We start from the raw sequence: 26,354 nt of genomic DNA, 5'->3' as shown, positions 1-26,354 counted from the left end.
CGCAAAGACCCGTCGCTAAGGTGGAGGCGACAGCGATGCAGTATTTCCGTCATCCTTCTGCGCTAGGTTTGTCGCTTTCGTGAACGAGATCTTCTGATGCGCGTCAGTATTTTCGGGACGGGATACGTGGGGCTGGTGACCGGGGCCTGCCTGGCCGAGGTCGGCAACCACGTGGTCTGCATGGATATCGACGCGGACAAGGTCGCGCGGCTGGAGCGCGGCGAGATTCCGATCTACGAGCCCGGCCTCGAGGCGCTGGTCGAGCGCAATCACGCCGCCGGGCGCCTGGCCTTCACCACCGATGCCGACCACGCGACCCGCCACGGCGAGATCGTGTTCATCGCCGTCGGCACGCCTTCGGACGAGGACGGCTCGGCCGATCTCCGCGCCGTGCTGGCCGTCGCCCGCGGCATCGGGCGCAGCCTGAGCGATGCCCAGCTGGTCGTCACCAAGTCGACGGTACCGGTCGGTACCGCGAACAAGGTCCGCGAAGCCCTTCGCGAGGCCGGCGACGGCAGCTTCGAGCCCCGCGTCGCGTCGAACCCGGAATTCCTGAAGGAAGGCGCGGCGGTCAAGGACTTCATGAATCCGGACCGGATCATCATCGGCGTCGCCGATGACGCCTCGGAACGCCAGCTTCGCCTGCTCTACGCGCCGTTCAACCGCAATCACCAGAAGATCGTCAGCATGGACATCGCCTCGGCCGAGCTGACCAAGTACGCCGCCAACGCGATGCTGGCGACCAAGATCTCGTTCATGAACGAACTGGCGAACCTCGCCGAGGACGTCGGCGCCGACATCGAGCGCGTCCGCATCGGCATCGGCTCGGATCCGCGGATCGGCTACCACTTCATCTACCCCGGCGTGGGCTTCGGCGGATCGTGCTTTCCCAAGGACATCCGCGCGCTGGCCCGCACCGCCCACGACCACGGGCGACCGGCGCGCATCCTCGACGCGGTCGAGGCCGTCAACCAGGCCCAGAAACAACGCCTGTTCGAGAAGATCACCGCCCGCTTCGGCGAGGACCTGTCCGGCCGGACCTTCGCGATCTGGGGCCTGGCGTTCAAGCCCGAGACCGACGACATCCGCGAGGCGCCGGCCCGGGTCCTGCTCGAAGCGCTGTGGGATGCCGGTGCCCGGGTCCGGGCCCACGACCCGAAGGCGATGGACGAAATCCGCCGGGCCTACGGCGATCGCGACGACCTCGCGCTGTTCGACGACCCCTACGACGCGCTCGACGGCGCCGATGCGCTGGCCGTGGTCACCGAGTGGAAGGCGTTCTGGAGCCCCGACTTCGAGCGAATCCGGACCACCCTGGTCCAGCCCGTGATCTTCGACGGACGCAACATCTACGACCCGGTCGAGCTGGCCGCCCTCGGCTTCGAGCACGAATCGATCGGGCGCGCTGCCGGCACCGGTGCCGGCGACAGCGCTGGCCACGACGACGCCTGAGGCCAAGCCGCCTCGGGTGGCGTGTTCGGGGCCCGGAATCCGTTCCAAGGTTGCACGGTCTTGCCGCTTGCGGCTATAACGGTGCGCATCGCCTTCAAACGATTTCGGATTCTTCCGGGAGCCCCAATGAAACAGTGGATCACCTCGTTCGTCGTCGCGTTCGTCCTGTTCGCGACCGTCTCCGAAGCCTTCGCCCAGTCGGGCACCACGGTCCGGGTCCGCGAAAGCTCGAACCGCAGCATCGCCGACGCCCAGGCCGACGCCTACAACGGACCGAAAGCACGGATCGCCGTTGCCCGCTTCGAGAACAAGACCGCGGACTCCCAGAACTGGTGGAGCCCCTCGATCGGCGACGGCATGGCCGACATGCTGACCACCGCACTGGTCAATTCGGGTCGCTACATCGTGCTGGAGCGCGAAGCGCTGGACGACGTGATGGGTGAGCAGGACCTCGGCGCCTCGGGCCGCGTGCGTTCCGACACGGCCGCCGCCATCGGCGAGATCGAAGGCGCCGAACTGCTGATCGTCGCTGCCGTGACCGAGTTCGACGGCAACAGCGGCGGCACCTCGGGCAGCCTGGGCGGCAGCCGGATCGGCCGTGCCTTCGGCGCGATCGCCGGCGGCTCCCGCTCGGCGCACATGGCCATCGACCTTCGCGTCGTCGACGCCACGACGAGCCGCGTGCTGGCCGCCACCAGCGTCGAAGGCGAAGCCAAGGACTTCAATCTCGGCGGTGCGCTGGGCGGCTACACCGGCAGCTATGCACTGGGCGGCTCGCTTTCGGGCTGGAGGAACACCCCGCGCGAGAAGGCGCTGCGCGCCGTGATCGAAGGCGCCGTCGACTACGTGATTTCCGTGACGCCGCCGCAGATGATGCGCTACGGCGCCAACGGCCAGCCCAGCGGGCAGCCCGGCGGTCAACCAACAAGCAGCGGCGGCTCCGCCTCGGCGTCGTCCGGCGGCGACCGGGTCGTCGTAACCGCCGGCTCGCTCGATGCCCACCAGGGCCCGAACCCGAGCAGCCCGGTCGTGTTCACGCTCAGCTCCGGGGCCATCGTCGAGGCCGCCGTGCGCGCAGGCGCATGGATCCAGGTCCGCGACGACCAGGGCCGCACCGGCTGGGTATCCGCCGACGGAACGCTGGACGTCCAGTAGACCGGAACGCAGCACCCGATCCGTTCAATCGACCACCGAGGTTCCAGGGAGGGAATCGAAATGAAGACATTCGCTCGCAACAGCATTCTCCGAACGACACTCGCCGGTGCGCTCGCCGCGCTGGTGCTCACCGGCTGCCCGACCGCCGGCACGACCACCAATGTCCGCGAAAGCTCGGGCACCAACATGGCCGACGTCCAGGCCGAGGCCTACAACGGACCGAAGGCGCGAATCGCCGTTGCGCGCTTCGAGAACAAGACCGCCGATTCCTACAACTGGTACAGCCCGTCGATCGGCGACGGCATGGCGGACATGCTGACCACCGCGCTGGTCAACTCGGGGCGCTTCATCGTCCTCGAGCGCGAAGCGATCGACGACGTGCTCAGCGAACAGGACCTCGGCGCTTCGGGACGGGTCCGCGGCGACACGGCGGCAGCGATTGGCGAGATCGAGGGCGCCGAGCTGCTGGTCGTTGCAGCAGTGACGGAATTCGCGGCCGATTCCGGCGGCACCCAGGGCCGGATCGGCGGCGGCAACGTCGGCCGGGTGCTCGGTGCGCTGGCCGGCGGGTCGCGCTCGGCCCACATGGCCATCGATCTTCGCGTCGTCGACGCCAGGACCAGCCGCGTGCTGGCCGCGACCAGCGTCGAGGGCGAGGCCCGCGACTTCAACATGGGCGGCGCCCTGGCCGGCTACACCGGCAGTTATGCGCTCGGAGGCTCGCTCTCCTCCTGGAAGAACACGCCGCGCGAGAAAGCGCTCCGCCAGGTGATCGGCGAGGCCGTGAACTACGTCATCTCCGTCACGCCGCCGGCGATGATGCGCTACGACCAGTACGGCAACGTCGTCGGCAGCGGCGGGTCGTCGTCCGGCGCTTCTGCTTCGACCGGGGAGCGGGTGGTCATCACCGCCAGCTCGCTGAACGTCCGCCAGGGCCCGGGCACGAGCAACCCGGTCGTGTTCTCGCTGGCCTCCGGCGACATGGTCGACGTGCTCGGTCGGGCGAGCGGCTGGGTGAACATCCGCACCGCCGACGGCCAGGAAGGCTGGGTCTCGGAGCAGTTCGTACTCGAAGTGCAATGATTCCCTGCGCGCGATAACGCGCGCTCAGCTCGACGATCGAAGCCCGGCCGTGTGCCGGGCTTCTTTCTTTTCGGTCAGTGGCTGTTCGATCGTGGGGGCGTGGCGCCGGCCGCGCGGCTGGCGTACCGAGGCCAGGCTGGCCTCTCGTACCGCCGAATCAAAAAAGCGTTTCGCCACGCGGGCTTCGCCCGCTTGCTGGCGAGGTACTCTTGACAATCGCCTCAAAAGTACCCAAAGGCGCTTGTACAAGCGGTGCGAGGAGCGCGGGGTTGCCCGTCAGGCCGCGCTGTGGCGCAGAAAATCGCTTTGTGCGCCGAGACACGAGATGCTGTCGAGCGCCAGTCGTTGGCTACCGGGAGAGGAATCGAAGCCCGATCCGCTCGTCGGACGGAACGCTTCGAGATCGGTGCCCGACCGGAGCGCTTCCCTCACGGCGCCCACCGTGGGTAATCCAGGAGGTTGCGACCAACAGCCTTTCCTCTCCCGAGGCCGACCAGCGAGTATCGTCGCCACGGCGCATCCAGGAAAACTCGCCCCTCGATACGACCCGCTTTTCGAGAGCGCTTTTGCCTTCTTTTGTCGCGCCTGACAAAAGAAGGTCGCCCGCAAGCGCGAAGCGCGGGGCGAAATGCAGTTCGGGGTTGGTTTTGGTTCTCGATCAAAAAGCGGAACCAATAGCGCATCGCCTCACGGGATTCGCCTACCGAACGGAGGGACGGAGCCCGACAGCCTCGGTCGGCACCGCGTCACCGACAACCACGTACCCCGAAAACCACCCTACTCGTCGAACTTCAGATGCCGAACCGACTGGCCCTCGTCGCGGATCTCGCGCAGCGCGTCGATGCCGATCTCGATCTGGGCATCGACGTACTGCTCGGTGATCGCGCGGTCGCTGGCGTCGGTCTTGACGCCTTCGGGCACCATCGGCTGGTCCGAGACCAGAAGCAGCGCGCCGGTGGGGATGCGGTTGGCGAAGCCCGTGACGAAGATCGTCGCGGTTTCCATGTCGATGGCCATGCAGCGTGTCCGACGCAGGTATTTCTTGAATTTCCGGTCGTGCTCCCAGACCCGGCGGTTCGTGGTGTAGACGGTGCCGGTCCAGTAATCGCGCTCGTGATCGCGGATCGTCGACGAGACCGCGCGCTGCAGCTTGAAGGCCGGCAGCGAGGGGACTTCGGGCGGAAAGTAGTCGTTCGAGGTGCCCTCGCCGCGGATCGCGGCGATCGGCAGGATCAGGTCGCCGAGCTTGTTCTTCTTCTTCAGGCCTCCGCACTTGCCGAGGAACAGCACGGCTTTCGGCGAGACGGCACCGAGCAGGTCCATGATGGTCGCGGCGTTGGCGCTGCCCATGCCGAAGTTGATGATCGTCAGGCCCTCGGCCGTGGCAGTGCGCATCGCCTTGTCGCGCCCCCTGACCTCGGCGCCGAGCTTCTCGGCGAACTTCTCGACGTAGTTGTCGAAGTTGGTCAGCAGGATGTGCTTGCCAAAGTCCTCGATCGGGGTGCCGGTGTAGCGAGGCAGCCAGTTCTGGACGATCTGTTCCTTGGATTCCATCGCGGCGTCAGTCTCCGGTTGCGAAATCGTGATTCGGGAGGGTCATTCGGTCGTGCTCTCGGTCGGCGCCAGTTCCGGTCCCAGCGCGGCCTTCAGCGGATCGAGCCAGGGCTCGAAGTGCTTCCACTGCTCCACCCCGGCGCGGTAGATCGGCTGGCGGACCTGCTCGGAACTGGCGGTCCGCACCGAGCGCCGCGTTCGGTGGAACTCCACGCAGGCCTCGTTGAAGGGCAGCTCCAGGTAGTCGAGCATGCGCCGGACCTGGCCTTCCAGGTCGTCGACGACCGCTTCGTAGTCGACCTGGAGAACGCGACCCGGATAGACCCCGTTCCAGTGCGCCATCAGGTCGACGTAGTCGCGATAGTAGCGCCCGATGTCCTCCAGGCTGTAGGAAAATTCCTGGCCCTCGGCGAACAGCTGCTTGAAGCCGGAGAAGCAGCAGCCCATCGGCGAGCGGCGAGCGTCGATCACCCGGGCGTTCGGCAGGATGGAAAAGATCAGGCCCAGGTGCCGGAAGTTGTTCGGCATCTTGTCGATGAACAGCGGCGCGCCCTGGCGATGGATCCGCGTCTCCTCGATGAACTTCCGGCCGAGCTCGGCCCGCTCCTCCGGGCGCATCTCGGCCAGCACGCCCGGGTAGCGATGGGCATCGCCCCGGCGACGGCGACCGTCCAGCCGGTGGGCCAGGGCGAGAACGTTCGGCAGCTCCAGGGTGCCGTCGATCGCCGGATGCGAGGCCAGGATCTGCTCGACCAGCGTGGAACCGGCGCGCGGCAGGCCGACCACGAAGATCGGATCAGGCGCATCGTGCCCGCCCTCCAGCAGCTGCTCGGCGCGCTCGGCGGAAAAGAACTCCATCTGGCGATCGAAGTCCTCGCGCATCCGATCGGCGCTGTAGTCGATCTGACCGCGCTTGATCGCGTTCCCGCGCGCGTACTGCTCGAAGGACGCTCCCCACCGCTCGCGATCCTCCAGGGCCTTGCCGAGCGCGAAGCGCAGGTGGATCTCGTCGATCGGCGCCAGGCCGCCGGCGTCGAGCACCTCGCGCATGCGCTCGACCTCTGCGTCGTCGAAGCGGAAGGTCTTCATGTTGGCCAGCGACCACCACGCGTCGCCGAAGGCGGGCCGGCCCCGGCAGGCTTCCCGGTACGCCTCGATCGCCGCCTCGTGCTCACCGATGGTCTTCAGCGCGTGACCGCGGAGCATGTGGACGTTCCACGGCTGCGGCGAGATCTCGACCAGCGGATCGAGCACCTCCATGGCTTCGTCGTAGCGGCCGATCGCCGAGCACTGGTTGGCGTAGGCCAGTTCGGCGGCCAGGTTGCCGGGCATCCGGCGGCGCAGCTCCGCCGCGGCCTCCCAGGCCTCGGCGAACTTCTGCCGCTTGTGCAGCACCTTGACGTAATCCATCCGCGCCAGGTCGAAGCCCGGCTCCAGTTCGAGGACGCTCTCGAGCAGGAATTCCGCGTCGTCGTAGATGTGCAGCTGGACGCCGATCGCGGCCAGCAGGCGCATCGCCTCGGGATGGTGCGGGTGCTTCTGGAGGAAATATCGACAGAGCTTCTCGGCCTTGTAGATCTGGCCTTCGTGCAGCTGGCTGGTCACCGTGACCAATTCGGGCGGCAGCTCGGTCAGCCGCTTGAAGTTGGCGCCCGCCACGCGCGCGCCTTCCGCGTCGCCGGCCCGGTGCCGCAGCTCGGCCAGGCAGCGCCAGGCCGCGGGAAGGCCGGGATTCAACTCGGTCGCGCGGCCGTAGGCCTCGCAGGCCGGGTCGAGCTTTCCGCGCGCCCGGTGGACATGGCCGATCTCCTGCCACGCGCGCCCGTAGTCCGGCGCGACGCGAACCAGCCGATGCAGGGTGGCCAGCGCTTCGTCGTAGCGCTCGAGATAACGCAGGCTGACGGCGGAAAGGAAGAGCCCCCGGGGATGGTCCGGGGTCGTGTCCAGAAAGGCCTGGACGCTCGCGAGGGCGTCGCCGAAGCGCTGCTGCTTGAGCAGCGCCTCGGCCTGTTTCAACGAAGAATCCGGGCGAGCCGGGGACTCGGCAGCATCGATGGAACCCATCGAAGCATTGTACCCGGCCCGCCCGGCGGTTCCGTCGCCGCAGGGATTACAGCGGCAGGAACCGGTAGGTCAGGCGGATGCCCGCGGTCATCGGTCGGTTGGTCGTGATCCGCGGGATGTCGTCCTGCGTGTTGATGAACAGCTCGGCACGCTCGTCGAACAGGTTCTCGACGAACAGCTCCGCCGTCCAGCTTCCGCGCGAGATGCCCGCCGCCGCGTTGAAGATCGCGTAGGCATCCTGCTCGCGACGCTCCTCGGCGACCAGCGAGCTGTACGACTTGCCCGAGTACTTGCCGGAGACCTGGACGAAGCCGTAGTCGGCCCACTCCCAGTCCATCGACTGCTCGTAGCGTCCGCGCAGGCTGGCCTGCAGCTCGGGCACCAGCGGCAGCTGGCTGCCAATCGGCGCGAGCTCGATGACCTGGGCGTCGACGTCGGTCAGCTCGGTGTCGTTGTAGGACACCGCACCATAGAGGGTGAAGTTCGGCGTCGCTCGCCACGCGAAGTCGGTCTCGATACCGAAGATCTCGGAATCGGCCGAGTTCTCGATGAAGGTCAGGATCGACACGTTCTGCGGGTCGAAGCGCGAGACCTGCATGTTCTCCCACTCGATGAAGTACGCGGCACCGTTGAAGCGGAAGGAGTTGCCGAACAGCAGTGTCTTCCAACCCAGTTCCCAGTTGGTCACGTCATCGGTGTCGTAGGTCGCGCTGACGGTCGGGAAGTCCGGATTGACCGACGGGATGCCGCCGCCGCGGTTCCAGCCGCCGGGGCGGAACCCTTCCGAGCGGGTGAAGTACAGCATCGTGTTGGCGTCGGGGGTCCACGACACGTTCAGCTTGGTGATCACGTCGTCCTGCTCCAGCGGCTCCGGCGTGTGACCACCGTCGACGTCGTAGTCACGCCCGCTGTCGAGGTCGACGGACCCGGAGAAGATGCCGTTGGCGAAGTTCGACGAGCCCTTGAAGTCCGACTCGATCTCGTAGGCGCGGGCCCCGATCGTGGCCTGCAGCGTGTCCGGGATCAACTCGTAGCTGAACTCGCCGAAGAAGGCCAGCTGTTCCTCGGTCCGACGGATGTCGTTGAAGAACGCCACCCCGGCCGGACGGGTCTCGGGATTGACCTGGAAGGCGTCGGAGATCGGCGCGTTCGGCGCGAAGCCGAGGTCCGGCGTGGCCAGGTAGAAGTAATCGTCCTGCGTATCGATCTGGAAGTCGTCGTAGTACACCCCGCCGACAAAACGCCAGCGGTTCTCGGCCGGCGTGGAGATCCGGAACTCCTGCGTGAAGCGCTCGTGCTCCTGGAGGATCTTGGTGCCCTTGGTCGGGTCCAGGCACTCGCGGTTCTCCGTGATGAAGCGCGGATCGATGTCGTAGTTGACGATGTAATCCGGGTTGTCGTAGGTGCAGGTGTAGTAGGCGATGAACGCGCCGGCGTTGTTGTAGCCGGTGTAATCGACCGACTGGTTGACCTCGCGATCGAGGTAGCCGCCCGTGTAGACCATGTTCAGCGCGCCGAGGCGGCCTTCGAGGGTCCAGGTGGTCTGGTTGAACTCGTCCTTGAGTTCATCGGGGAAGAAACGCGAGACCTCGAGATCACCGACCTCGGGGTCGTAGTCGAACACCCCGTCGGCGCCCAGCTCCTGGTAGGTGTTCTGGACCAGCAGGTTCCAGTCCGAGTTGAACTCGTGGAACAGCCCGGCGCGCAGGCCCTTGTAGTAGCTGTCGTTGAAATTCTCCTCGACCAGGTCCGCGTTGTTGACCGTCTGGTAGGTCGCGTCCGGACCGAGATCGACCGCGGATTCCGGGTTGATCTCCGGATCCAGCGTGAACTCGCCGAGCACGTTGTCGATGTAGCCGCCGAGGTTGACGTTGTAGAACGCGATTCGAGCGGCGGTCGAATTGCCGATCGGCAGGTTGAAGAAGCCCTCGCCGGAACTGTTGAATTCACCGTCCTTGGTGAACGAGGCCTCGCCCGTGAACCCGGCGTCGAACAGGCCCAGCTGCGGCTTGTTGGTGATGTAGCGGATCGTGCCGGCCTGGGAGCTGGCGCCGAACAGCGTGCCCTGCGGTCCCGGCAGCACCTCGATGCGCTCGAGGTCGGTCGCGTAGACGTCCAGGTTGCGCCCCGGCGCGGTCACCGGCTGCTCGTCGAGATACAGCGCGACGTTGGGCGAGGTCCCCTGCGCGCCCGACAGGAGAACGGTGATCGGCTGGACCGCGAGGCCGCGGATGTAGATCGTCTGCTGACCCGGGCCGCGGCTGGCGGCGTTGAGGCTCGGCGTGTTGCTGCGAAGGTCGTCGAAGTTGCCGATGTTCATCTCGGTCAGCGCCTTCTGGTCCACCGCCTGCACCGTGATCGGTGCGGACTGGAGGTCGACCTCCTCGGTCTTGGTCGCGGTGACGACGATGCGGCTGATCTCCTTGGAGTCCGCCTCCTCGTTGTTCGCGGCCTCGTTGTCCTGCGCGAACACGCTTGCGGACGTCGAAGCGGCCAGTCCCCAGAGGACGGCCTGTGTCAATCGATCTCGTCTTGGCATGGTTCGTTCTCTCTCTGTGTGTTGGTGTTTCGAGGTCAACAGACCCAGTCGGACCGGAAGGACGGGCGTCGGACGGGCCGAACGGATCGGCCGGACGCGCGCGAACCTTCGCCGAGGAACGACCCGGGCGTAGCCTGAACTTGACGGAGACCGCTCCCGGCGCACCGCAGGGCGCACGCACGAACGGGGAATCGGACCATCACGGTGCAAACCGGAGGTGCCGAGCAACACGAGGGATGAAACGACCTGCTCAACAACATGCAGCCGTGATGGCCTGGGGCACACCACGAGTCTTCTGGCGGCAACCGGAGCGGCGGATGTCTGGATACCGCCCCGCTTTCGGCAAATAGACTGTCCTCTGCTTCGAGCCTGTTAAAACAAGGTTAACATGGCCTGCGTTCAATACCCGGTTCACACCATGACCACGCGCGTCGTAACCGCGTTCGCACCGGCCTCCGTGGGCAACGTCGCCGTCGGCTTCGACCTGCTCGGCCACAGCATCGACGGCCCCGGCGATCGCGTCACCGCCCGCCCCACCAGCGAAGCCGGGGCGCGCCTGGCCGGCATCGAGGGCTGCGTGACCGAACTGCCCCGCGATCCGGGCCGGAACACGGCCACGCGCGCTGCGCAGTCGCTGATCGACGCCCATGCGCCGGGCGCCGGCGTCGACCTGGTGCTGCACAAGGGCATCCCCCTGTCGTCCGGCCTGGGCGGCTCGGCCGCGTCGGCGGTCGCCGCCGTGGTCGCGACGGCGGCCGCGCTGGATCTCCAGCTCGACGCCCACGCCCTGTATCCGCATGCGCTGGCGGGCGAAGCGGTCGCCAGCGGCGCCGCCCACGGCGACAACGTCGGTCCCCAGCTCCTCGGCGGCCTGGTCCTGGCCCTGCCCGATCGGCTCGTTCCCGTGCCCGTGCCCGACGGCCTGTACGCCGCCGTCGTCCACCCGCACATGCAGGTCGCGACCCGCGAGTCGCGCCAAGCCCTGCGCTCGCCGTTCCCGATCGAGACCGTCGTGGCCCAGACCAGCCGCCTCGCGCTGCTGCTGTCCGGCTGCCACGACGGCGACATCGACCGGATCGAACTCGGGCTGGAGGACGTGCTGGTCGAACCGCGCCGCAAGCACCTGATTCCCGGCTTCGACGCGGTCAAGGCCGCGGCCCTGGACCACGGTGCCCTGGGCGCCTCGATCTCGGGGGCCGGGCCGAGCGTCTTCGGCTGGTTCCGGGACAAGGCGTCGGCGGAGCGAGCGGCAATGACGATGGCCGACGCCTTCGCCGCGCACGGGCTGGACGCCGATCGCCACGTCTCGCCGGTCGCCGGGCCCGGTGCGCGCGTGGTCGAGGATGCCGGCCCGTGAAGTGCTTCAGCACGCGCGGCGAAGCGCCGGCGGTCGACCTCGCGCAGGCGCTCCAGGCGGGTCTTGCGCCCGACGGCGGGCTGTACGTTCCCGAATCGCTGCCGCGACCCGACCGCGCCGCCCTGTCGGCCGACGCCGACCTTCCGCATACGGCCGAAGCGGTGCTCGCGCCGTTCTTCACAGGCGGTCCATTGGCCGGCGAGCTCGGCGCAATCTGCCGCGCCAGCCTCGACCTGCCGCTGCCGATCGAAGCCCTGGCCCCCGGCGATGACGCCCCGGCACGCGCCTCGATGCTCGAGCTGTTCCACGGCCCGACCGCGGCGTTCAAGGACTTCGCTGCCCGCTTCCTCGCCGAATGCATGGCGCGCCTGGCCGCCGACGAAGACCCCGGCCAGCCGGATCGAACGATCCTCGTCGCCACCTCCGGCGACACGGGCGCCGCGGTCGCCGCCGCCTTCCACGGCCGGCCCGGCTTCCGCGTTCGCATCCTCTACCCCGACGGCCGCGTCTCGCCCCTGCAGGCCCACCAGCTCGGCGCCTTCGGGGACAACGTTTCCGCCTACCGCGTGGCCGGCAGCTTCGACGACTGCCAGCGCATGGTCAAGGCCGCGTTGAACGATGCCGAACTGCGCGAGCAGGCGCGCCTGAGCACCGCCAACAGCATCTGCATCGGGCGCCTGCTGCCGCAGATCGCCTACTACGCGCAGGCCGCCCTCGAGCTCGTCCGGGACGATGCGACGGAACTGCAGGTGATCGTGCCGACGGGCAACCTGGGCAACGCGCTGGCCTGCGTGCTGGCCCGTGAACTGGGCTTCCCGATCGGTGACATCTGGCTGGCGACCAACGCCAATCGCACCCTGCCCGACTTCTTCGCCAGCGGCGAGTACGTCGGCCGCGACGGCCTGGCCACGCTGGCCAATGCCATGGACGTCGGCGATCCGAGCAATTTCGAACGGCTGGAGTGGCTGTACCGGGACCGCGACCTGCGCGACGCCCGCATCCACGCCGTCAGCGTGCCGGACGAGGCCATTCGCGATCGCATCCGGCACGAACACGCGACGCGCGGGCTCGTCGTGTGTCCGCACACGGCCTGCGCGATGGAGGTGCTGGCCCGGCGCCCGGCCGACGACGAGCGGCCCTACCTGGTCGCCGCCACCGCCCACCCGGCCAAGTTCGCCGAGGTCGTCGAGCCGCTGATCGGCAAGGCGATCGAAGCGCCGCCGGCGCTGGCCGACCTGCTGGCCCGACCCAGCCACGCCGAACCGCTGGCGCCCGAGGACGACGCCCTGCGCACGGTCCTGCGCACCCCGTGACCCGCTCGATCCCCTTCGACGCCGCGCTGTTCGACATGGACGGCCTGCTGATCGATTCCGAGCCGCACTGGCAGGACGCCGAGATCGCGGTCTACGCACCCTACGGTGTGCCGGTCACGCGCGACCTCTGCCGCGCCACCGCCGGCCGGCGAATCGACGAGGTCCTGACGCTCTGGCACGAGCGCTTCGACTGGACCGGCCCGCCGGTCGAGGTCATGGTCCACCGCGTGCTCGACGAGGTCACCCGCCGCATCCTCGATCACGGCGAGCCGCTGCCCGGCGTCCACGAGACCATCGACCGCCTGCGCTGCCTCGGCCTGAAGATCGCGATCGCGTCCTCGTCGCCGCACGCGCTGATCGATGCGGTGGTGGAGAAACTCGAACTCGGCGGGAAGATCGACCTCACCCACTCCGGCGTCGACGAGCCGCAGAGCAAGCCCCATCCGGGCGTGTTCCTGACCACGGCGCGCCGACTGGGCGTCGACCCGGCGCGCTGCCTGGTGTTCGAGGACGCACCGGCCGGCGTGGCCGCCGGCAAGGCGGCCGGCATGACGGTGATCGCGGTGCCGTCGGTGTTCGACCACGACGACCCCGGCTTCGCCGCGGCCGATCGGATCCTGGATTCCCTCGAGGGGTTCTCGACCGCGGAATGGGTCGAGTGAGGCCCCGCTAGCGCTGCGCTGCCTCGCGCTCGGCTCGCAGGGCCTTGAACTCCTCGCGCAGCTCGGCCAGCGGCCGGGCGTGGAGGAAGCCGAAGGACACGCAGTCGTCCTTACCCTTGCCGGCGTGGTGGATCTTGTGGGCCTGGATCAGGCGCTTGAGGTAGCCCTCGCCCGGCTGCCACTTGAAGGGCCAGCGGCGATGCACCAGGCCGTCGTGGAAGATGAAGTAGATCGCGCCGTAGGCGGTCATGCCCCAGCCGATCCACCAGGTCGGGCCGAGGTCCTCGCGGCCGAACCAGATCAGGGTGATCGAGATCGCCGCGCCGACCACGCCGTACAGGTCGTTGAGCTCGAACCAACCCTCGCGCGGGCGGTGATGGGACTTGTGCCAGGCCCAGCCCCAGCCGTGCATGATGTACTTGTGCGAGAACCAAGCGACCCACTCCATCGCGAGAACGGTTCCAACAAAAAGTATCAGGTTCAGCAGCATAGGTCGTCTATCTCGAAATCACTGGAGCCCGTGATCGCCCGGGCTTACGTCCGGCGCGCCAGCAGCAGGCTGATCACCAGCGCGAGCGCCGCACCGAGCCCCAGCACCAGCCACGCCGGCAGCAGCTGCGCGACGGTCTCGCCCTGCCAGAGCAGGCCCTGCCAGGCCTCGATGGCCCAGGCGTTGGGGGTCAGCCAGCCGAGCTCGCGCAGCCAGCCCGGCATCATGAAGCGCGGCACCATGCTGCCGCCCACCGCCGACAGTATAAGCACCACGAAGGACGACCCCGTCTGCGCCTGTTGACGCGTGCGGCACAGCGACGCGGTCAGCACGCCGAGCGCCGCGGCAACGGCCGAGGCCAGCACCGCGGTGACCAGCCACGGGCCGAAGCGATCCAGCCACTCGACGCCGTAGAACGCACCGGCGACCAGGAAGATGAGCGCCACCTGGATCACCCCCTGGACGGTCAGGAACGCGGCCTTGCCGAGCACGATCGCCGGGTAGCCGCCGGGCGTGGCGACCAGCCGGTCGACGATGCCGCTGGTCCGCTCGTCGATCATCGACAGCGCGCCGTGCATGGCAGCGAACAGCAGGAACAGGATCGCCACGGCGCCGGCGTAGTAGCTGATGCCGCCCTGGTCGGGGTCGACGCCGTCCAGCATCTCGCGGGCCACCAGCCCGTCCCCGGAGGTGCCCTCTTCGACGAGCATCGGATCGGACGCCAGTTCCTCGAGCGCGATCTCGAGCAGTTCCTGCTGCTCGTCCGTGTACGGCCCGGCCAGCGCATCGACCAGCGCGATCGCGCGAGCGATGCCGAGCTCCGGGAACTGGCGCTGCAGCACGCCCTGCACCCGTCCGGCGGTCACCGGGCCGGCCAGGCCGCGCGCCGCGTCGGACACGATCAGGATGGGAGGCGGCGCATCGAGGTCGTCGTCGGGCAGCGCGCGAATCCGCACCAGCGCATCGACCTCGCCGCCGCGCAGGCCGGTCATCCCCGTCTCGACCGAGTCCACCGGCGCGGCAGCCAGCGCCGCGTCGGCGACCATGGCGTCGACCAGCGCGCGCGTGTCCGGCGCGCCAACCTCGTCGACGACCTGCACGCGCAGCTCCAGCGATTCGCCTTCCGTGCCGGAAAACACCTCGGCGAACACGAAGAACATCAACGGCGGCAGCGCGAACACCATCAGCAGCGCGCCCCGGTCGCGGACCAGCGCCAGCGCCATCACCCGGAACACGGTGGCCAGGGTGCGGAGGATCATTTCGCACGCTCCGGAGGGCGCCCGAACATTCGGTGCCAGAGCGAGTCCAGCGCCGGGCGTCGGACCTGCCATTCGAGCGCGGGCAGGTCGTCGAGCTGACAGAGCTCCTCGCGTACGGCAAGGCCGCGCCAGCGCAGGGGCGCATCCGGGTCTTCCGGCGCCAGGCCCATGGTCCGCAGGCGTTCGGCGACTGCGGCGTCTGGCTCGGTGCCGAGCACCACGACGCACTCGCGCGCATCCCCGAAGGCCTCGCGGATCAGCGCCTCGGGCGCGCCCTCGGCGACCAGCCTTCCGCCGTCGAGGAAGGCCGCGCGGTCGCAGATGCGGCCCAGCTCGTCCAGATCGTGGCTGGTGATCAGCACGGCGATGCCGTCGGCGGCCAGATCGACCAGCAGCTTCTCGATCGCCAGGCGCGCCGGCAGGTCGACACCCACCGTAGGCTCGTCGAGGATCAGCAGTTCGGGCCGGTGGACGATGCCGCAGGCGATGTTGGCGCGCCGCTGCCAGCCGCCGGACAGGGTGCCGACGCGCTGCGCCGCCACCTCGTCGAAGCCGCAGGTGGTGCAGGCGTGGCGCGCCGCATCGGCGGCCACGGCCCGATCCAAGCCGGCCAGGCGGGCGAAGGTCTGCAGGTTTTCGAGCACGTCCAGGTGCGGGTACAGCGCGAGCCGCTGCGGCACGAGGCCGATCCGTCGCCGCGCGGCCGCACTGGCCGCCGGGTCCTCGTCGTGCACGCGCACCGATCCCGAATCGGGCCGGAGGCGCCCGCACAGCAGCCGGATCAGCGTGGACTTGCCGGCCCCGTTCGGGCCCAGCAAGGCGCAGACCTGGCCGGGAAACAGCTGCAGGGACACGCCGTCGAGCACGCGCCGCCGGTCGAAGGCGAACGCGAGATCCCGGGCGACCAGCGTCGCGGTCGCGGTTCTCATGGCGGGTTCATCGGGCCGGCTTCGGGAAGCGGGGTTCAGAGAAAGCGGGCGAACAGGTCGCGTACGTAAGCATCCAGCGAGGCCTCGCCGCGCGAGGGCGGCAGCACCGTATCGCCGGCGGCCAGCTCCTGCTCGACGCGGGCGAACAGGGCGTCTTCGCCGATCCGGTGGACTGAACCGGCCTTGTCGCGGTCCAGGCCCGCGTCCTTGCCCGAGTCGGCGCCGTACTTGCGCACGTCGAGCAGGTCGTCGGCGGCCTGGAAGGCCTGGCCCAGGTGGCCGGCATAGCGCTGCAGCGCCTCGAGGTCGCCGTCGTCCAGGCCCACGATGCAGCCGGCGCCGGCGGTGGCCAGTTCGAACAGCACACCGGTCTTCTGGTGGTTGATCTCGGCCACGGCATCGGAATCCAGCGCCGCGGCACGCTCGATCAGGTCGCGGCTCTGGCCGGACACCAACCCCGCCGTGCCGACCGCGGTCGACAGGCGGTCGACCAGGTCGCAGCGCAGGTCCGCCTCCAGCGCCCGATCGCGCGCCAGCACGCCGAACGCCTGGTTCAGCAGGGCCACCGCCGCCAGCGTGGTCGTCGCCTCGCCGTAGGCCTGGTGGCAGGTCGGCTGGCCACGACGCAGGCTCGCGTCGTCCATGCACGGCAGGTCGTCGAGCATCAAGGACGCGCAGTGGACCATCTCCAGTGCGCAGCCGAAATCGATCATCCGTTCGGGGTCGCCGCCGAAATGCAGCGCGGTGCGGATCGCCAGCATCGGCCGCACCCGCTTGCCGTTGGCCAGCAGGCAGTAGCGCATGGCCTCGGCCAGCTGTGGACAGGTCGCGCTCGCGCCGTCGTTCGGGCCGGGCAGCAGCTCGGCCAGGCGGGCGTCGATGCGGTCTCGCCAGCGCACGTCCAGGCCGGCGTCCTGTTCGGAGAGGTCGAGCGAGCCGGACTCGTCGGAGCGGTCGGACAGGGCGTCTTCAGTGGTCGCGGCCATGCGGCCCTCCCCTCGTCATGGCGGCTGGAGTGCAGCAGGCAGTGACCGACACGAGGTCGAAAACGGCCGTTGGCGATTCGGTACGAGCCCGCTGCATGGCTCCATGGTAGCCGCCGACCGGTCCGAAATGAAGCCCGTCGTCCTGCCGCGCGCTCACGGCGCCTTGCCCGCCACGGCGCAGACTCCGCGAGCGGGTATGCTGTGCGGCAGCCCCGCCGTGCCGGATGCCGGCACGACATCGCCGACTATCAGGGATTCCCGCGCCCTGGATTGCGTGGGGATTCGTTACCGAGCAGCAACGGAGCAGCAACCGACCATGACCCAACCCCGTACCGCCGCCGTCATCGGCTCCGGCTTCGGCGGCCTTGCGCTCGCCATCCGCCTGCAGGCCGCCGGCATCCGCACCACGGTGCTCGAGAAGCGCGACAAGCCGGGCGGCCGCGCCTACGTCTACGAGGACCAGGGCTTCACCTTCGACGGCGGCCCGACCGTGATCACCGACCCCTCGGCGCTGCGCGCGCTGTGGGAGGTGGCCGGCAAGAACATGGGCGACTACGTCGAGCTGCTGCCCGTCGACCCGATGTACCGCCTGTGCTGGCAGGACGGCAAGGTCTTCGACTACACCAACGACCCGGATCGGCTCGAAGAGCAGATCCGCCGCTTCAACCCGGCCGACGTCGACGGCTACAAGCGCTTCCTCGAGTACTCCTACAAGGTGTTCGAGAAGGGCTACCTGGACCTCGGCCACAAGCCCTTCCTGAACTTCGGCTCGATGGTCAAGGTCGCGCCGGAACTGATGAAGCTGCAGGCGCAGAACAGCGTCTACCGCCAGGTCTCGAAGTTCATCAAGGACGAGCACCTGCGCCAGGCCTTCTCGTTCCACCCGCTGCTGGTCGGCGGCAACCCGTTCCAGACCTCGTCGGTCTACACGCTGATCCACGCGCTGGAGCGCGAATGGGGCGTGTGGTTCGCCAAGGGCGGCACCGGTGCGCTGATCCGCGGCATGGTCAAGCTGTTCGAGGACCTCGGCGGCAAGATACGACTCAACGCCGAAGTCGCGCAGATCGACACCGCCAACGGCAAGGCATCCGGCGTGCGCACCAAGGACGGCTGGCACGGCGAGTTCGACGCCGTGGCCAGCAACGGCGACGTGCTGCACACCTACCGCGACTTGCTCGGCCACACGGACCAGGGCCGCAAGAAGGCCCGCTCGCTGGCCAACAAGCGCTGGTCCATGTCGCTGTTCGTCATCTACTTCGGGTTGAACCGGGTGCACGAGAACCTCGAGCACCACATGATCCTGTTCGGCCCGCGCTACCGGGAGCTGATCCAGGACATCTTCAAGGGCCCGGACCTGCCCGACGATTTCTCCCTGTACCTGCACAACCCGTCGCTGACCGACCCGTCGCTGGCGCCGGAAGGCTGCAGCACCTACTACGTGCTCTCGCCCGTTCCGCACCTCGGCAAGGCGGACCTCGACTGGGACGAGGTCGGGCCGAAGTACACGGACCGCATCCTCGACTACCTGCAGAAGCACTACCTGCCGGGCCTGAAGCAGGACCTGGTCACCTGCCAGACGCTGACGCCATTTGGATTCAGGGACGACCTGAACTCGCACCTGGGGTCGGCCTTCTCGGTGGAGCCGGTGCTGTGGCAGTCGGCCTTCTTCCGCCCGCACAACCGGGACGCGAAGATCCCGAACGTCTACCTGGTCGGCGCCGGCACGCACCCGGGCGCGGGCATCCCCGGCGTGGTCGGCTCCGCGCGCGCCACGGCCGGGCTGATGCTCGAGGACTTCGACCTGCCGGCCCAGGCGAGCTGAAGGGTGGATTCGGCCCGCGCACCCAAGGACGACGCGCTGGGCCGCGAGGCCGCCGACACCATTGCCGAGGGCTCCAAGAGCTTCGCCACCGCCTCGAAACTGTTCCGCCCGGCCATGCGCCGGGACGTGCTGCTGCTCTACGCCTGGTGCCGGCACTGCGACGACGTCACCGACGGCCAGGCCTTCGGCAGACACCAGACCGGCACCGCCTCGCCGGAAACCCTGGAACGGTTGAAGCAGGAGTCCCTGAACGCCTGCTGCGGCCAGCCCAACGACCAACTGCCCTTCCGCGCCCTGGCCGAAGTCGCCAAGCGCCACGAGCTGCCCGAAGAAATCGTGCTGGACCACATCGCCGGCTTCGAGCGCGACGTCGAGGGCTGGCAGCCGCAGACCACCGACGACCTGCTCGAGTACTGCTACTTCGTCGCCGGCGCCGTCGGCATTCTGATGGCCCGCATCATGGGCGTGCGCGATGTGCCCACGCTGCGCCGGGCCAGCGACTTGGGGCTAGCCTTCCAGCTGACCAACATCGCCCGAGACATCGTCGAGGACGCCCGCGCCGACCGCTGCTACCTGCCCGTCGAATGGCGCACCCAGGCCCGGCTGGACATCTCCGACCTGGTCAAGCCCGAGCGCGCACAGGACGTCCACCCGCTGGCGGCCAAACTGGTCGAACTGGCCGAGCCCTACTACGCCTCGGCAAGAATCGGCGAACGCGCCCTCCCCACCCGCGCCGCCTGGGCCATCGCCACCGCCCGCGGCGTCTACCGCGACATCGGCCTGCAGGTGCGCCGCAAAGGCCCCGAAGGCTTGGCCGAACGCGCCTACACCTCGAAGGGCCGCAAGGCCTGGCGCGTGGTCACCGGGGGCAGCCAGACGATTGGAGGAAGGTTCCGGAACGGTGCGGCGCAACGAGGCGACCTGTGGACGCCTAGAGCACTGGCCGGCCAGGAAACCTGACGATCGGAGAGTTCGGAATGGGCGAAGGAACGAAGCACGAGAAGCAGAACATCGAAGCCGCCTGCCCCTGCGGCAACGCCCGCCTGAAGATCCACGCCCCGCCACGCTTCCGGATGTACTGCCACTGCACCATCTGCCAACGCTTCAACCAGGCCCCGTTCGCCGACGTGCTGATCTACCGCGCCAGGGATGTCGACCTACCGGAACTCGGCGCCGTCGAATACGACACCTACAAACCCCCACCCAACGTCCAGCGCGGCAAGTGCGTGGTCTGCGGTGCAGCGGCCGTCGAGACCTTCCACGCCCCGCTATTGCCAAAACTGACCATGGTCCCGCGCGCCATGCTGCCGGTAGACGCCGAGCTACCGGAGCCAGTGGCGCATTTCTTCTACGAGACGCGGGTCGAAGATGCGGAGGATGGACTGCCGCGGCATGAGGGGTTTCTGCCGAGCCAGTGGTCGTTTTTGAAAACTTACTTAGAGATGAGAGTCTAGGGGTAACGCAGGCACAAAACGAGCCACCAAACCTCATTAGATCGACTAACTGATAGATCACTAGTCCTCGGACTTAGACTTCCGTAGGAGAAACAGGCAGTACAGCAGTGTTCCTATGAGAAGAGAGCTGGAAACCAACTTCTGGTGAGCGCCGATTAGTTCCGACTCAACGAAAGTTGCCAGGCAAAGGCAAAACCATACAAAGACTGTAAAGTCGCTCAAAGCCATCGTCAGCTTGCTAACGCTGACCCTGCGCCCGGCGAAAACATTCCAGAACGCCGACCTCTTTGGCCTTTTGTCGTAAAAAATGTTTCCCGTGGCGAAGTGCTGAAGGACATTCACTTTATCTTCCCAGTACTCTTGCCAGTACTTGCTTCCTCGATTCCCCTGCGACCACACCACACTGCAAACAAGCCCAAATAATGCAAATACTAGGGCGATCGGGGAAGCTTCGTTAATCGATGCCAAGTATCCAACTAGCGCTGCGGCCACGAATCCCCAGAAAAACAAGCTTCGTTGCCAGAAGAGCTGAATCTCTAGCTTTCGATTATCGTGGGCGATATCAAACGCCTTCTCAACGGCGATAACGCTATCAATACGCTCAGCGCGAATTGCTCGGAAAGCTGTGAATAATGCCCGACCTGCCCTGCTACGATAGCGAACGTCGAGGCCAGCGTTGTCAGGAATCAGTACTGCCTCTGATGTTGCGCTTGTGAACCCGGTTGTGTTCAACGCCGATTTGTACCAAGCCGGAATTCGAAAGTGCTGCCTCCCCCCATACCGCGGAACAGCAGTGATCCCGCTCGCCTCATAAATAACATCATCATACATCTCTCGCGCCCACTCGAAACTAGGCACGAGGAATACAAATTCCGCTCCCACCTTAAGAGACGCCCATATATCAACTAGAGCTTCCAAGAATTCGTCGTCATCCAGGTGGCAGAAACAACAGTTGCTGTACGCTCCGTCAAAAATAATTCCGGTCTCAGAAACCCCATTCCTTGTTAGATCAGATTTGACGAGATGAACAGACTGTGTAGAACAGGTATCTATCACACGAGATGGGAGCTCTTTATCGACCCCTACTATCTGAACGTCGAGAGATTTCGAAAGATCACAAGTAAGGTCACCACTACCACAGCCGACATCAAGCCAAACTCCCGCCTTGCCTTTGAGGACTGAATAGAAGAACGGGAAGACGATAACGTCGCGAGACGTTTGGGCCAGCGTTTTGTACTTTTGCCAGTGCACGAGCAATCAGCCCCCGAGTTTGAGTATTGAAGATGAGCCGCCGCGCGTTTGCCCGTCAGGCAACACCGCTTTGCTCGAGGACGCCCTGATCACACCACACAAGATCACTGAGTAGGGTGAGGATTCTGCTTCTGCTCAGGAAACAATAAGACTCCGGTGCTGCAAAGCAGAGCTCACTCTATTCCAAGCTTGTGGAAAAAGACGCGGTTCCGCATCACTGCGTCTTTGAGGACTTTGTCCCAGCTGAGAACCTCTATGTAGAGATTCAATTTCTCGTGCCAATTAAAGTAACCCATACCGTCCGGCATAGGCTTAAAGTCCCTCTCGTCCTCGACCCAGCGCCGAACCTTAGGCGTCAAGTCGCAGATGACATATCCATAGAAAGGCGTATTGTCAGCGACCAGAATTTCACGGCCACGCGGAGTTCTATACCTGCCTTCCTTGATCTGTATTACATAACGAATTATCTGCTGAACTGGGTCTTCCTTTGATGACGGATTGACAAAGTCATCCCGTTGAGGCCGCTTGAATTCGAAAACCGTTACCGGGTTGCTCGGCTCATTAGCACCTCTGAGCCCTATTCGCTTATCAAAAGCAAGAATGTCTGGCCGGTCGCTGCGGCCATGGTCCAGCGGCAGGTCTGAGGTTAGATACTCGGCAAAGTTCAAGCGTTCATCCACGATCCACAGATTGTGATCTTCGAATGGTGTCGCGTCCGAGTCAGTCTTCGTCGGGAAAATGATGTCATGAACCACATCTTCTGACGAGTAAGTGCCGTCTGCGTTTAAAGATAGGCTACGCTCAAAGAGGTCAAGAACACTTCGTCGCAGTGCGACATAGTGCACAAGTTCACTTTTGCTGCTCCCAGAGATCTGGCTCACCAGCTGCGCGGCCTTTTCGCGCAAATCCTCTGGCCCTTCTGACTGAAGAAGCGCGCGGACCTCGCCTTTAATTTTTACTTCGCGGGAATACTTCTGCTTGTGAAGAAAGGCCTCGATCTCTTCATTACTTGGCTTATAGGGAACATTCGACAGGTCAAGATCTCTTAGCAACTCCGCGTGCCACGGCGCATTTTCCTTTACGTAGCTCTTCACTCGGTCAACCTTTCTAGCCTGCCGCTCAGTCACCTCAGTATCGACAGCAGCCCTTGCGTACTCGGCCGCTGCGGCTTCAATTTCCGTTTGAGATATCCCGAGAATTAGATCGTTGTCCCTGTGAAACTCAAAGCCGCCCCGTTCAATCGATACGTTTTCGTCCAGGTAGTCGCCAAAGACATACACCGCAACGATAAAGTTGCGTTCATCGCCGCTTCCCGCCGTGATTTCATCATAAAACTCTTCAGCAAACTCTGGGATGTAATTATGTAAAGACGTAGATACAACTTCACGCCGGTGCGCAACGAGGCTTATCTTGCTCCTTGACGTCTTAGGTGAGTAAATTTTAAAAACACGTGCATGAAATTCTTCCTCCCCCTGGCTCGCTGGCAGTGCAAAACCACCACCGGCGGAGGACACTTCATAAATCAAGGAGCCTTGCTCGGAGAGGAGGTAGTCATTCAACAAGATCGAGTCCGAGCCATCCTCTTCCGCGAGCAAAATCCTTGGGCAAACCTTATCCTTACTTATGAAGTATGGCAGGAGCTTCTCAACTAAAGTTCGAGCTATGGCGGCAAGCGATTTGTCAGGAAAGCTCCTTTTGGCAGGATACAGTTCAACAACTGACCCCGTTTGCGTCTCTTCTGTGCGAGATACTTTCTCATCAACAATTATCTCAGTCTCAGTTCCCATCCGGAATTTTCTTTGACAATAGCCAGGTTCTTTTCGATACACACTGGAGATTTTTACGTCCTTGTAGTATTTCAGGCACGTAAATCTCCCGAAACCCTTCCCGCCTTCGGCTAACTTGTGCGCCGTGTAGAGAGTGTCAAACGCCTCGCGATTAACCTCATTAAACCCCACACCATTGTCTCTTATCAAAAACCCTTCTATGTCGGCAGCTGCTCCATCAGTCTCTATCTGAGGAGATCTGCGAACCGTTATAGTTACCTGCCCGTCATCAATTTCCTTACCTACCGCCTCTATGGCTTGAATGGCATTAACAACCACTTCGACGATAGGGGTGTAGGAACTGGTGCCGGCTCTTATATTTTCCACGGCCCGCTTGATGTTTACATTGCTCATATTGCTCTATCTCGCCAAGACCGACACCTTGCGTCGTCGCCTGAATTCAAATTTCAGCCGAGATGAATGGATGCACAATCGAGTAGGCGCACTGACCGTAAAATCCTACGCCTACAACAACGAGGGCCAGTTAGGTCGGCATCTCGGTGGAATGCAGCGCTAGCCATCAATGCCAACCATGTCCTTGCTTACTCCAAGCTTACTTGCAACATAGCTGATCAACTCGTCCTCGGAGCGAAACTCAGTATTGTCGATCAGTTCTTGATGATCTTTCAGCTCGTTGCCATCCTCATCTTGTGATACGACAGAACCGCAGCGAATTATTCCGCGCATGTATTCAGGTACATCATCATCAAGGTGCACAGATACGTAGTTGATTTTTGACATATTGCTCTCCGTCTTTCTTGTTACGGGTGCTGCCGCAATCACTAATTAGCGACGACGACGAGATACTCGAACAGTGGACACCTCGCTAGCGCTCAGCTCACCTGCCCGCGCAAGCAGTGCACTGCTGCGAAATTTTTCATTTGCTCGGCCTAACCTGGTAGATAAGGAGCAAAATCGCCGCGTGGCGAGTAGACACGCCAAAGGGCGCGTTAACACGCGGCTTTTTGCTTCTCGAACGATTCAAGTATCTGAAACGCAACGCCCTACACCGATAGCCCCTCCGGATATCCTGCATGAATGCTGTCTGGCGTGCAAGCCACGATCGGCGGCGCCAAAGGAAATCACGCGTCCCGGGCTGCGGTGGGGGAGAATGTCGGGTGAAGAAGCGACCACGCGCACTGCGGTGCGTGAATCGCCCCGCCACCACTTCTGACAAGCCAGGTGTCCCCGCATGCCCCGCAATCGACTGATGTCCGTAACCCGCCTTTGCCTCCTGCCGCTGATTCTGGCCGGATGCGCCGTCGATCATCCGATGCTGTCGACCGGCTGCGATTCCGGCCGGCCGATCACGCCGATCCACCAGGTCCAGGGCAGCGGCGCGGTCAGCCCGATGCAGGGCTCGCTGGTGCAGGTCGAAGGCATCGTGGTGGGCGATTTCCAGCACCGGGCGGGCGGTGTTAGCGGCATGCACGGCGACCTCGACGGCTTCGCGGTGCAGGAGCAGGACAGTGAACGCGATGCCGATCCGGCCACCAGCGAGGGCGTGTACGTGGTCGACGGCACCGCGAGCCCCATCGACGTCTCGATCGGCGATCGGGTCTGCGTCACTGGGCTGGTCGAGGAAGCCTTCGGCGAAACGCGGATCAACGCCACGGCGTCGGGCGGTCGCATCGCGCGGCTCGACGCCGGCCTTCCGCTGCCCGTGGCGCGCACGGTGTCGCTGCCGTCACCCGGCACGATCCTCAACGACGACGGTCAGCAGGTCGGCGACCTGGAGCGCTTCGAGGGCGAGCACGTGCAGGTGGCCGGACCGCTGGCGGTGACGGACCTGTCCGCGCTCGACCGCTTCGGCGAGTTCACGGTCTCGGCCGGCGGGCGGCTGGAGTCGTACACACAGGCGAATGCGCCGGACCCGACCGGCTTTGCGCTGCACAACGAGAGTGACGCGCGACGCAGCCTGCGCGTGGACGACGGCGTCGACGACTCCTGGCCGGATCCGATCCCCTACCCGCCGCCGGGCCTGGGCCTGGCCAACGTGCTCCGCGCCGGCGATGCCGCGCTCGGCCTGCAGGGGGTGATCACGTGGCGCCGGGGCGGTGGAATCGACCCGACCAGCGATGGCGCGCAGGACTACCGCCTGGTGCCGACGGCCACGCCGAGCTTCCGCCACGACAATCCGCGCCCCGCGCTGCCACCTGCGGTCGGCGGCGACGTGAAGGTCGCGGCCTTCAACGTCGAATACTTCTACAACGGGACCGCAGGGGATCCGGCCAGCTTCCCGATCGGCGGCGGGCGGACGACCCATTCCGAGTACCTGCGCCAGCGCGACAAGCTGGTCACCGCCATCGCCGAGCTGGACGCCGACATCGTCGGCCTGAACGAGCTGGAGAACGACTACCCCGACGGCCCGAACAGCGCGGTCGCCGACCTGGTCGACGGCCTGAACGCGGCGCTGGGCGCCGGCACCTACGCCTGGCTGGACCCGGGCATCACCTTCGGCACCTCGCCGCTGGTCAACGGCCTGATCTACAAACCGGCCACCGTGACGCCGGTCGGGCCGCTGACCTGGCTGTGGGACGACAATTTTGGTAATCCAGGCGGCGCCTATCCGTTCCTGCTCCATCGCGCGGCCCTGACCCAGACCTTCGACACGGCCGCCGGCGCGTTCACCGTCAGCGTCAACCACCTGAAGTCCAAGGGCTGCCGCCCGACGCCGGTCGGCCCGGACAACGATGCCGGCGGCGGCGCGTCCTGCTTCAACCACGCCCGCACGCTGGGCGCGCTGGCGCTGCTGGAGTGGTTCGCCAACGACCCGACGGACACGCAGCAGCACCTGGGCGTATACGATCCCGATTTCCTGATCATCGGCGACCTGAACGCCCACCCGGCCGAAGACCCGATCGCCGCGCTGAAGGCCGGCTTCGACGGCATTCCCGGCAACGCCGACGACTGGGTCGACCTGCTCGCGCCGTCGGACTACAGCTACGTCTTCCGCGGCCGCACCGGCCGCCTCGACCACGCCATCGCCAGCCCCAGTCTCGCCGCGCAAGTCAGCGGCGCCGGCGTCTGGCACATCAACGCCGACGAGTCCGGTGCCTTCGACTTCTCGGAGGACAACCCCGCCCCGGCGGCGCTGTATGCCGTCGACCCGTACCGGTCCAGCGACCACGATGCGCTCGTGGTGGGGGTGCAGTAAG

General features: G+C 65.7%; 20 protein-coding genes. 10 read left to right on the top strand and 10 right to left on the bottom strand.

Going from position 1 to position 26,354, the window contains the following annotated elements; genetic code table 11:
• The first annotated feature begins 96 nt into the window (after positions 1 to 96).
• From KUV67_11710 to KUV67_11700, 3 genes are all read left to right on the top strand, one after another.
• Complete coding sequence (locus KUV67_11710) at positions 97 to 1,452, top strand: UDP-glucose/GDP-mannose dehydrogenase family protein (protein ID MBY6205549.1); 1,356 nt, start codon at positions 97 to 99, stop codon at positions 1,450 to 1,452.
• Positions 1,453 to 1,578: 126 nt separating this feature from the next.
• Complete coding sequence (locus KUV67_11705) at positions 1,579 to 2,607, top strand: SH3 domain-containing protein (protein MBY6205548.1); 1,029 nt, start codon at positions 1,579 to 1,581, stop codon at positions 2,605 to 2,607.
• Between the two features lie 60 nt (positions 2,608 to 2,667).
• Positions 2,668 to 3,690, top strand: a complete 1,023-nt coding sequence (locus KUV67_11700; protein ID MBY6205547.1) for an SH3 domain-containing protein — start codon at positions 2,668 to 2,670, stop codon at positions 3,688 to 3,690.
• A gap of 777 nt (positions 3,691 to 4,467) precedes the next feature.
• Here KUV67_11700 and KUV67_11695 read toward each other — a convergent pair.
• The 3 genes from KUV67_11695 to KUV67_11685 form a co-directional block, all read right to left on the bottom strand.
• Positions 4,468 to 5,244: an AMP nucleosidase gene (locus tag KUV67_11695; GenBank protein MBY6205546.1), complete on the bottom strand. Its 777-nt coding sequence runs from the start codon at positions 5,242 to 5,244 to the stop codon at positions 4,468 to 4,470.
• A 42-nt stretch (positions 5,245 to 5,286) separates the two neighbouring features.
• The gene (locus KUV67_11690) at positions 5,287 to 7,260 is read right to left on the bottom strand and encodes a sulfotransferase (GenBank protein ID MBY6205545.1); all 1,974 of its coding nucleotides are present in this window, start codon (positions 7,258 to 7,260) and stop codon (positions 5,287 to 5,289) included.
• 94 nt (positions 7,261 to 7,354) lie between these two features.
• The gene (locus tag KUV67_11685) at positions 7,355 to 9,829 is read right to left on the bottom strand and encodes a TonB-dependent receptor (GenBank protein MBY6205544.1); all 2,475 of its coding nucleotides are present in this window, start codon (positions 9,827 to 9,829) and stop codon (positions 7,355 to 7,357) included.
• A 436-nt stretch (positions 9,830 to 10,265) separates the two neighbouring features.
• Here KUV67_11685 and KUV67_11680 point away from each other — a divergent pair, with 436 nt between their 5' ends.
• Genes KUV67_11680 through hxpB form a run of 3 tightly spaced genes read left to right on the top strand, consistent with a single transcriptional unit; the run spans position 10,266 to position 13,179 of the window.
• Positions 10,266 to 11,204 (top strand): homoserine kinase, encoded by a 939-nt coding sequence (locus KUV67_11680; GenBank protein MBY6205543.1) that lies wholly within the window; start codon positions 10,266 to 10,268, stop codon positions 11,202 to 11,204.
• Positions 11,201 to 12,517 carry a threonine synthase gene (gene thrC / locus KUV67_11675; GenBank protein ID MBY6205542.1) on the top strand — a complete coding sequence of 439 codons (1,317 nt, stop codon included), beginning with the start codon at positions 11,201 to 11,203 and terminating at the stop codon, positions 12,515 to 12,517. The genes KUV67_11680 and thrC overlap by 4 nt, the downstream gene beginning before the upstream one ends.
• Positions 12,514 to 13,179 carry a hexitol phosphatase HxpB gene (gene hxpB, locus KUV67_11670; GenBank protein MBY6205541.1) on the top strand — a complete coding sequence of 222 codons (666 nt, stop codon included), beginning with the start codon at positions 12,514 to 12,516 and terminating at the stop codon, positions 13,177 to 13,179. Before thrC ends, hxpB begins: the two co-directional genes overlap by 4 nt.
• A 7-nt stretch (positions 13,180 to 13,186) precedes the next feature.
• Here the strand turns inward: hxpB and KUV67_11665 are convergent, their stop codons facing one another.
• From KUV67_11665 to KUV67_11650, 4 genes are read right to left on the bottom strand one after another with little or no spacing between them, the layout of a single operon-like run.
• Positions 13,187 to 13,669: a sterol desaturase family protein gene (locus KUV67_11665; GenBank protein MBY6205540.1), complete on the bottom strand. Its 483-nt coding sequence runs from the start codon at positions 13,667 to 13,669 to the stop codon at positions 13,187 to 13,189.
• Positions 13,670 to 13,713: 44 nt separating this feature from the next.
• Complete coding sequence (locus KUV67_11660; protein MBY6205539.1) at positions 13,714 to 14,928, bottom strand: ABC transporter permease; 1,215 nt, start codon at positions 14,926 to 14,928, stop codon at positions 13,714 to 13,716.
• Positions 14,925 to 15,857, bottom strand: a complete 933-nt coding sequence (locus KUV67_11655; protein MBY6205538.1) for an ABC transporter ATP-binding protein — start codon at positions 15,855 to 15,857, stop codon at positions 14,925 to 14,927. The genes KUV67_11660 and KUV67_11655 overlap by 4 nt, the downstream gene beginning before the upstream one ends.
• 35 nt (positions 15,858 to 15,892) lie before the next feature.
• Entirely contained in the window at positions 15,893 to 16,843 is a 951-nt protein-coding gene (locus KUV67_11650) for a polyprenyl synthetase family protein (protein ID MBY6205537.1), read from the bottom strand.
• Between the two features lie 316 nt (positions 16,844 to 17,159).
• Between KUV67_11650 and KUV67_11645 the strand changes: the two genes are divergently transcribed.
• Genes KUV67_11645 through KUV67_11635 form a run of 3 tightly spaced genes read left to right on the top strand, consistent with a single transcriptional unit; the run spans position 17,160 to position 20,119 of the window.
• Positions 17,160 to 18,665 (top strand): phytoene desaturase, encoded by a 1,506-nt coding sequence (locus tag KUV67_11645; protein ID MBY6205536.1) that lies wholly within the window; start codon positions 17,160 to 17,162, stop codon positions 18,663 to 18,665.
• A 3-nt stretch (positions 18,666 to 18,668) separates the two neighbouring features.
• Entirely contained in the window at positions 18,669 to 19,625 is a 957-nt protein-coding gene (locus KUV67_11640; protein ID MBY6205535.1) for a phytoene/squalene synthase family protein, read from the top strand.
• A 17-nt stretch (positions 19,626 to 19,642) separates the two neighbouring features.
• Positions 19,643 to 20,119, top strand: coding sequence for a GFA family protein (locus KUV67_11635; protein ID MBY6205534.1), 477 nt, complete (start codon positions 19,643 to 19,645; stop codon positions 20,117 to 20,119).
• Positions 20,120 to 20,179: 60 nt separating this feature from the next.
• On the opposite strand, the gene KUV67_11630 is transcribed toward KUV67_11635, so the two are convergent.
• From KUV67_11630 to KUV67_11620, 3 genes are all read right to left on the bottom strand, one after another.
• Positions 20,180 to 21,370, bottom strand: coding sequence for a class I SAM-dependent methyltransferase (locus KUV67_11630; GenBank protein ID MBY6205533.1), 1,191 nt, complete (start codon positions 21,368 to 21,370; stop codon positions 20,180 to 20,182).
• A gap of 173 nt (positions 21,371 to 21,543) precedes the next feature.
• Entirely contained in the window at positions 21,544 to 23,550 is a 2,007-nt protein-coding gene (locus KUV67_11625; protein MBY6205532.1) for an ATP-binding protein, read from the bottom strand.
• Between the two features lie 159 nt (positions 23,551 to 23,709).
• On the bottom strand, positions 23,710 to 23,937 hold the full coding sequence (locus tag KUV67_11620; protein MBY6205531.1) for a hypothetical protein: 228 nt from the start codon (positions 23,935 to 23,937) through the stop codon (positions 23,710 to 23,712).
• 451 nt (positions 23,938 to 24,388) lie between these two features.
• Between KUV67_11620 and KUV67_11615 the strand changes: the two genes are divergently transcribed.
• Positions 24,389 to 26,353: an ExeM/NucH family extracellular endonuclease gene (locus KUV67_11615; GenBank protein ID MBY6205530.1), complete on the top strand. Its 1,965-nt coding sequence runs from the start codon at positions 24,389 to 24,391 to the stop codon at positions 26,351 to 26,353.
• Position 26,354: the final 1 nt, after the last annotated feature.

The organism is Halomonas denitrificans (assembly GCA_019800895.1).
Taxonomy (GTDB): domain Bacteria; phylum Pseudomonadota; class Gammaproteobacteria; order Xanthomonadales; family Wenzhouxiangellaceae.
The sequence above is the reverse complement of the archived record's forward strand: the minus strand, read 5'-3'. Positions and strand labels throughout refer to the sequence as shown.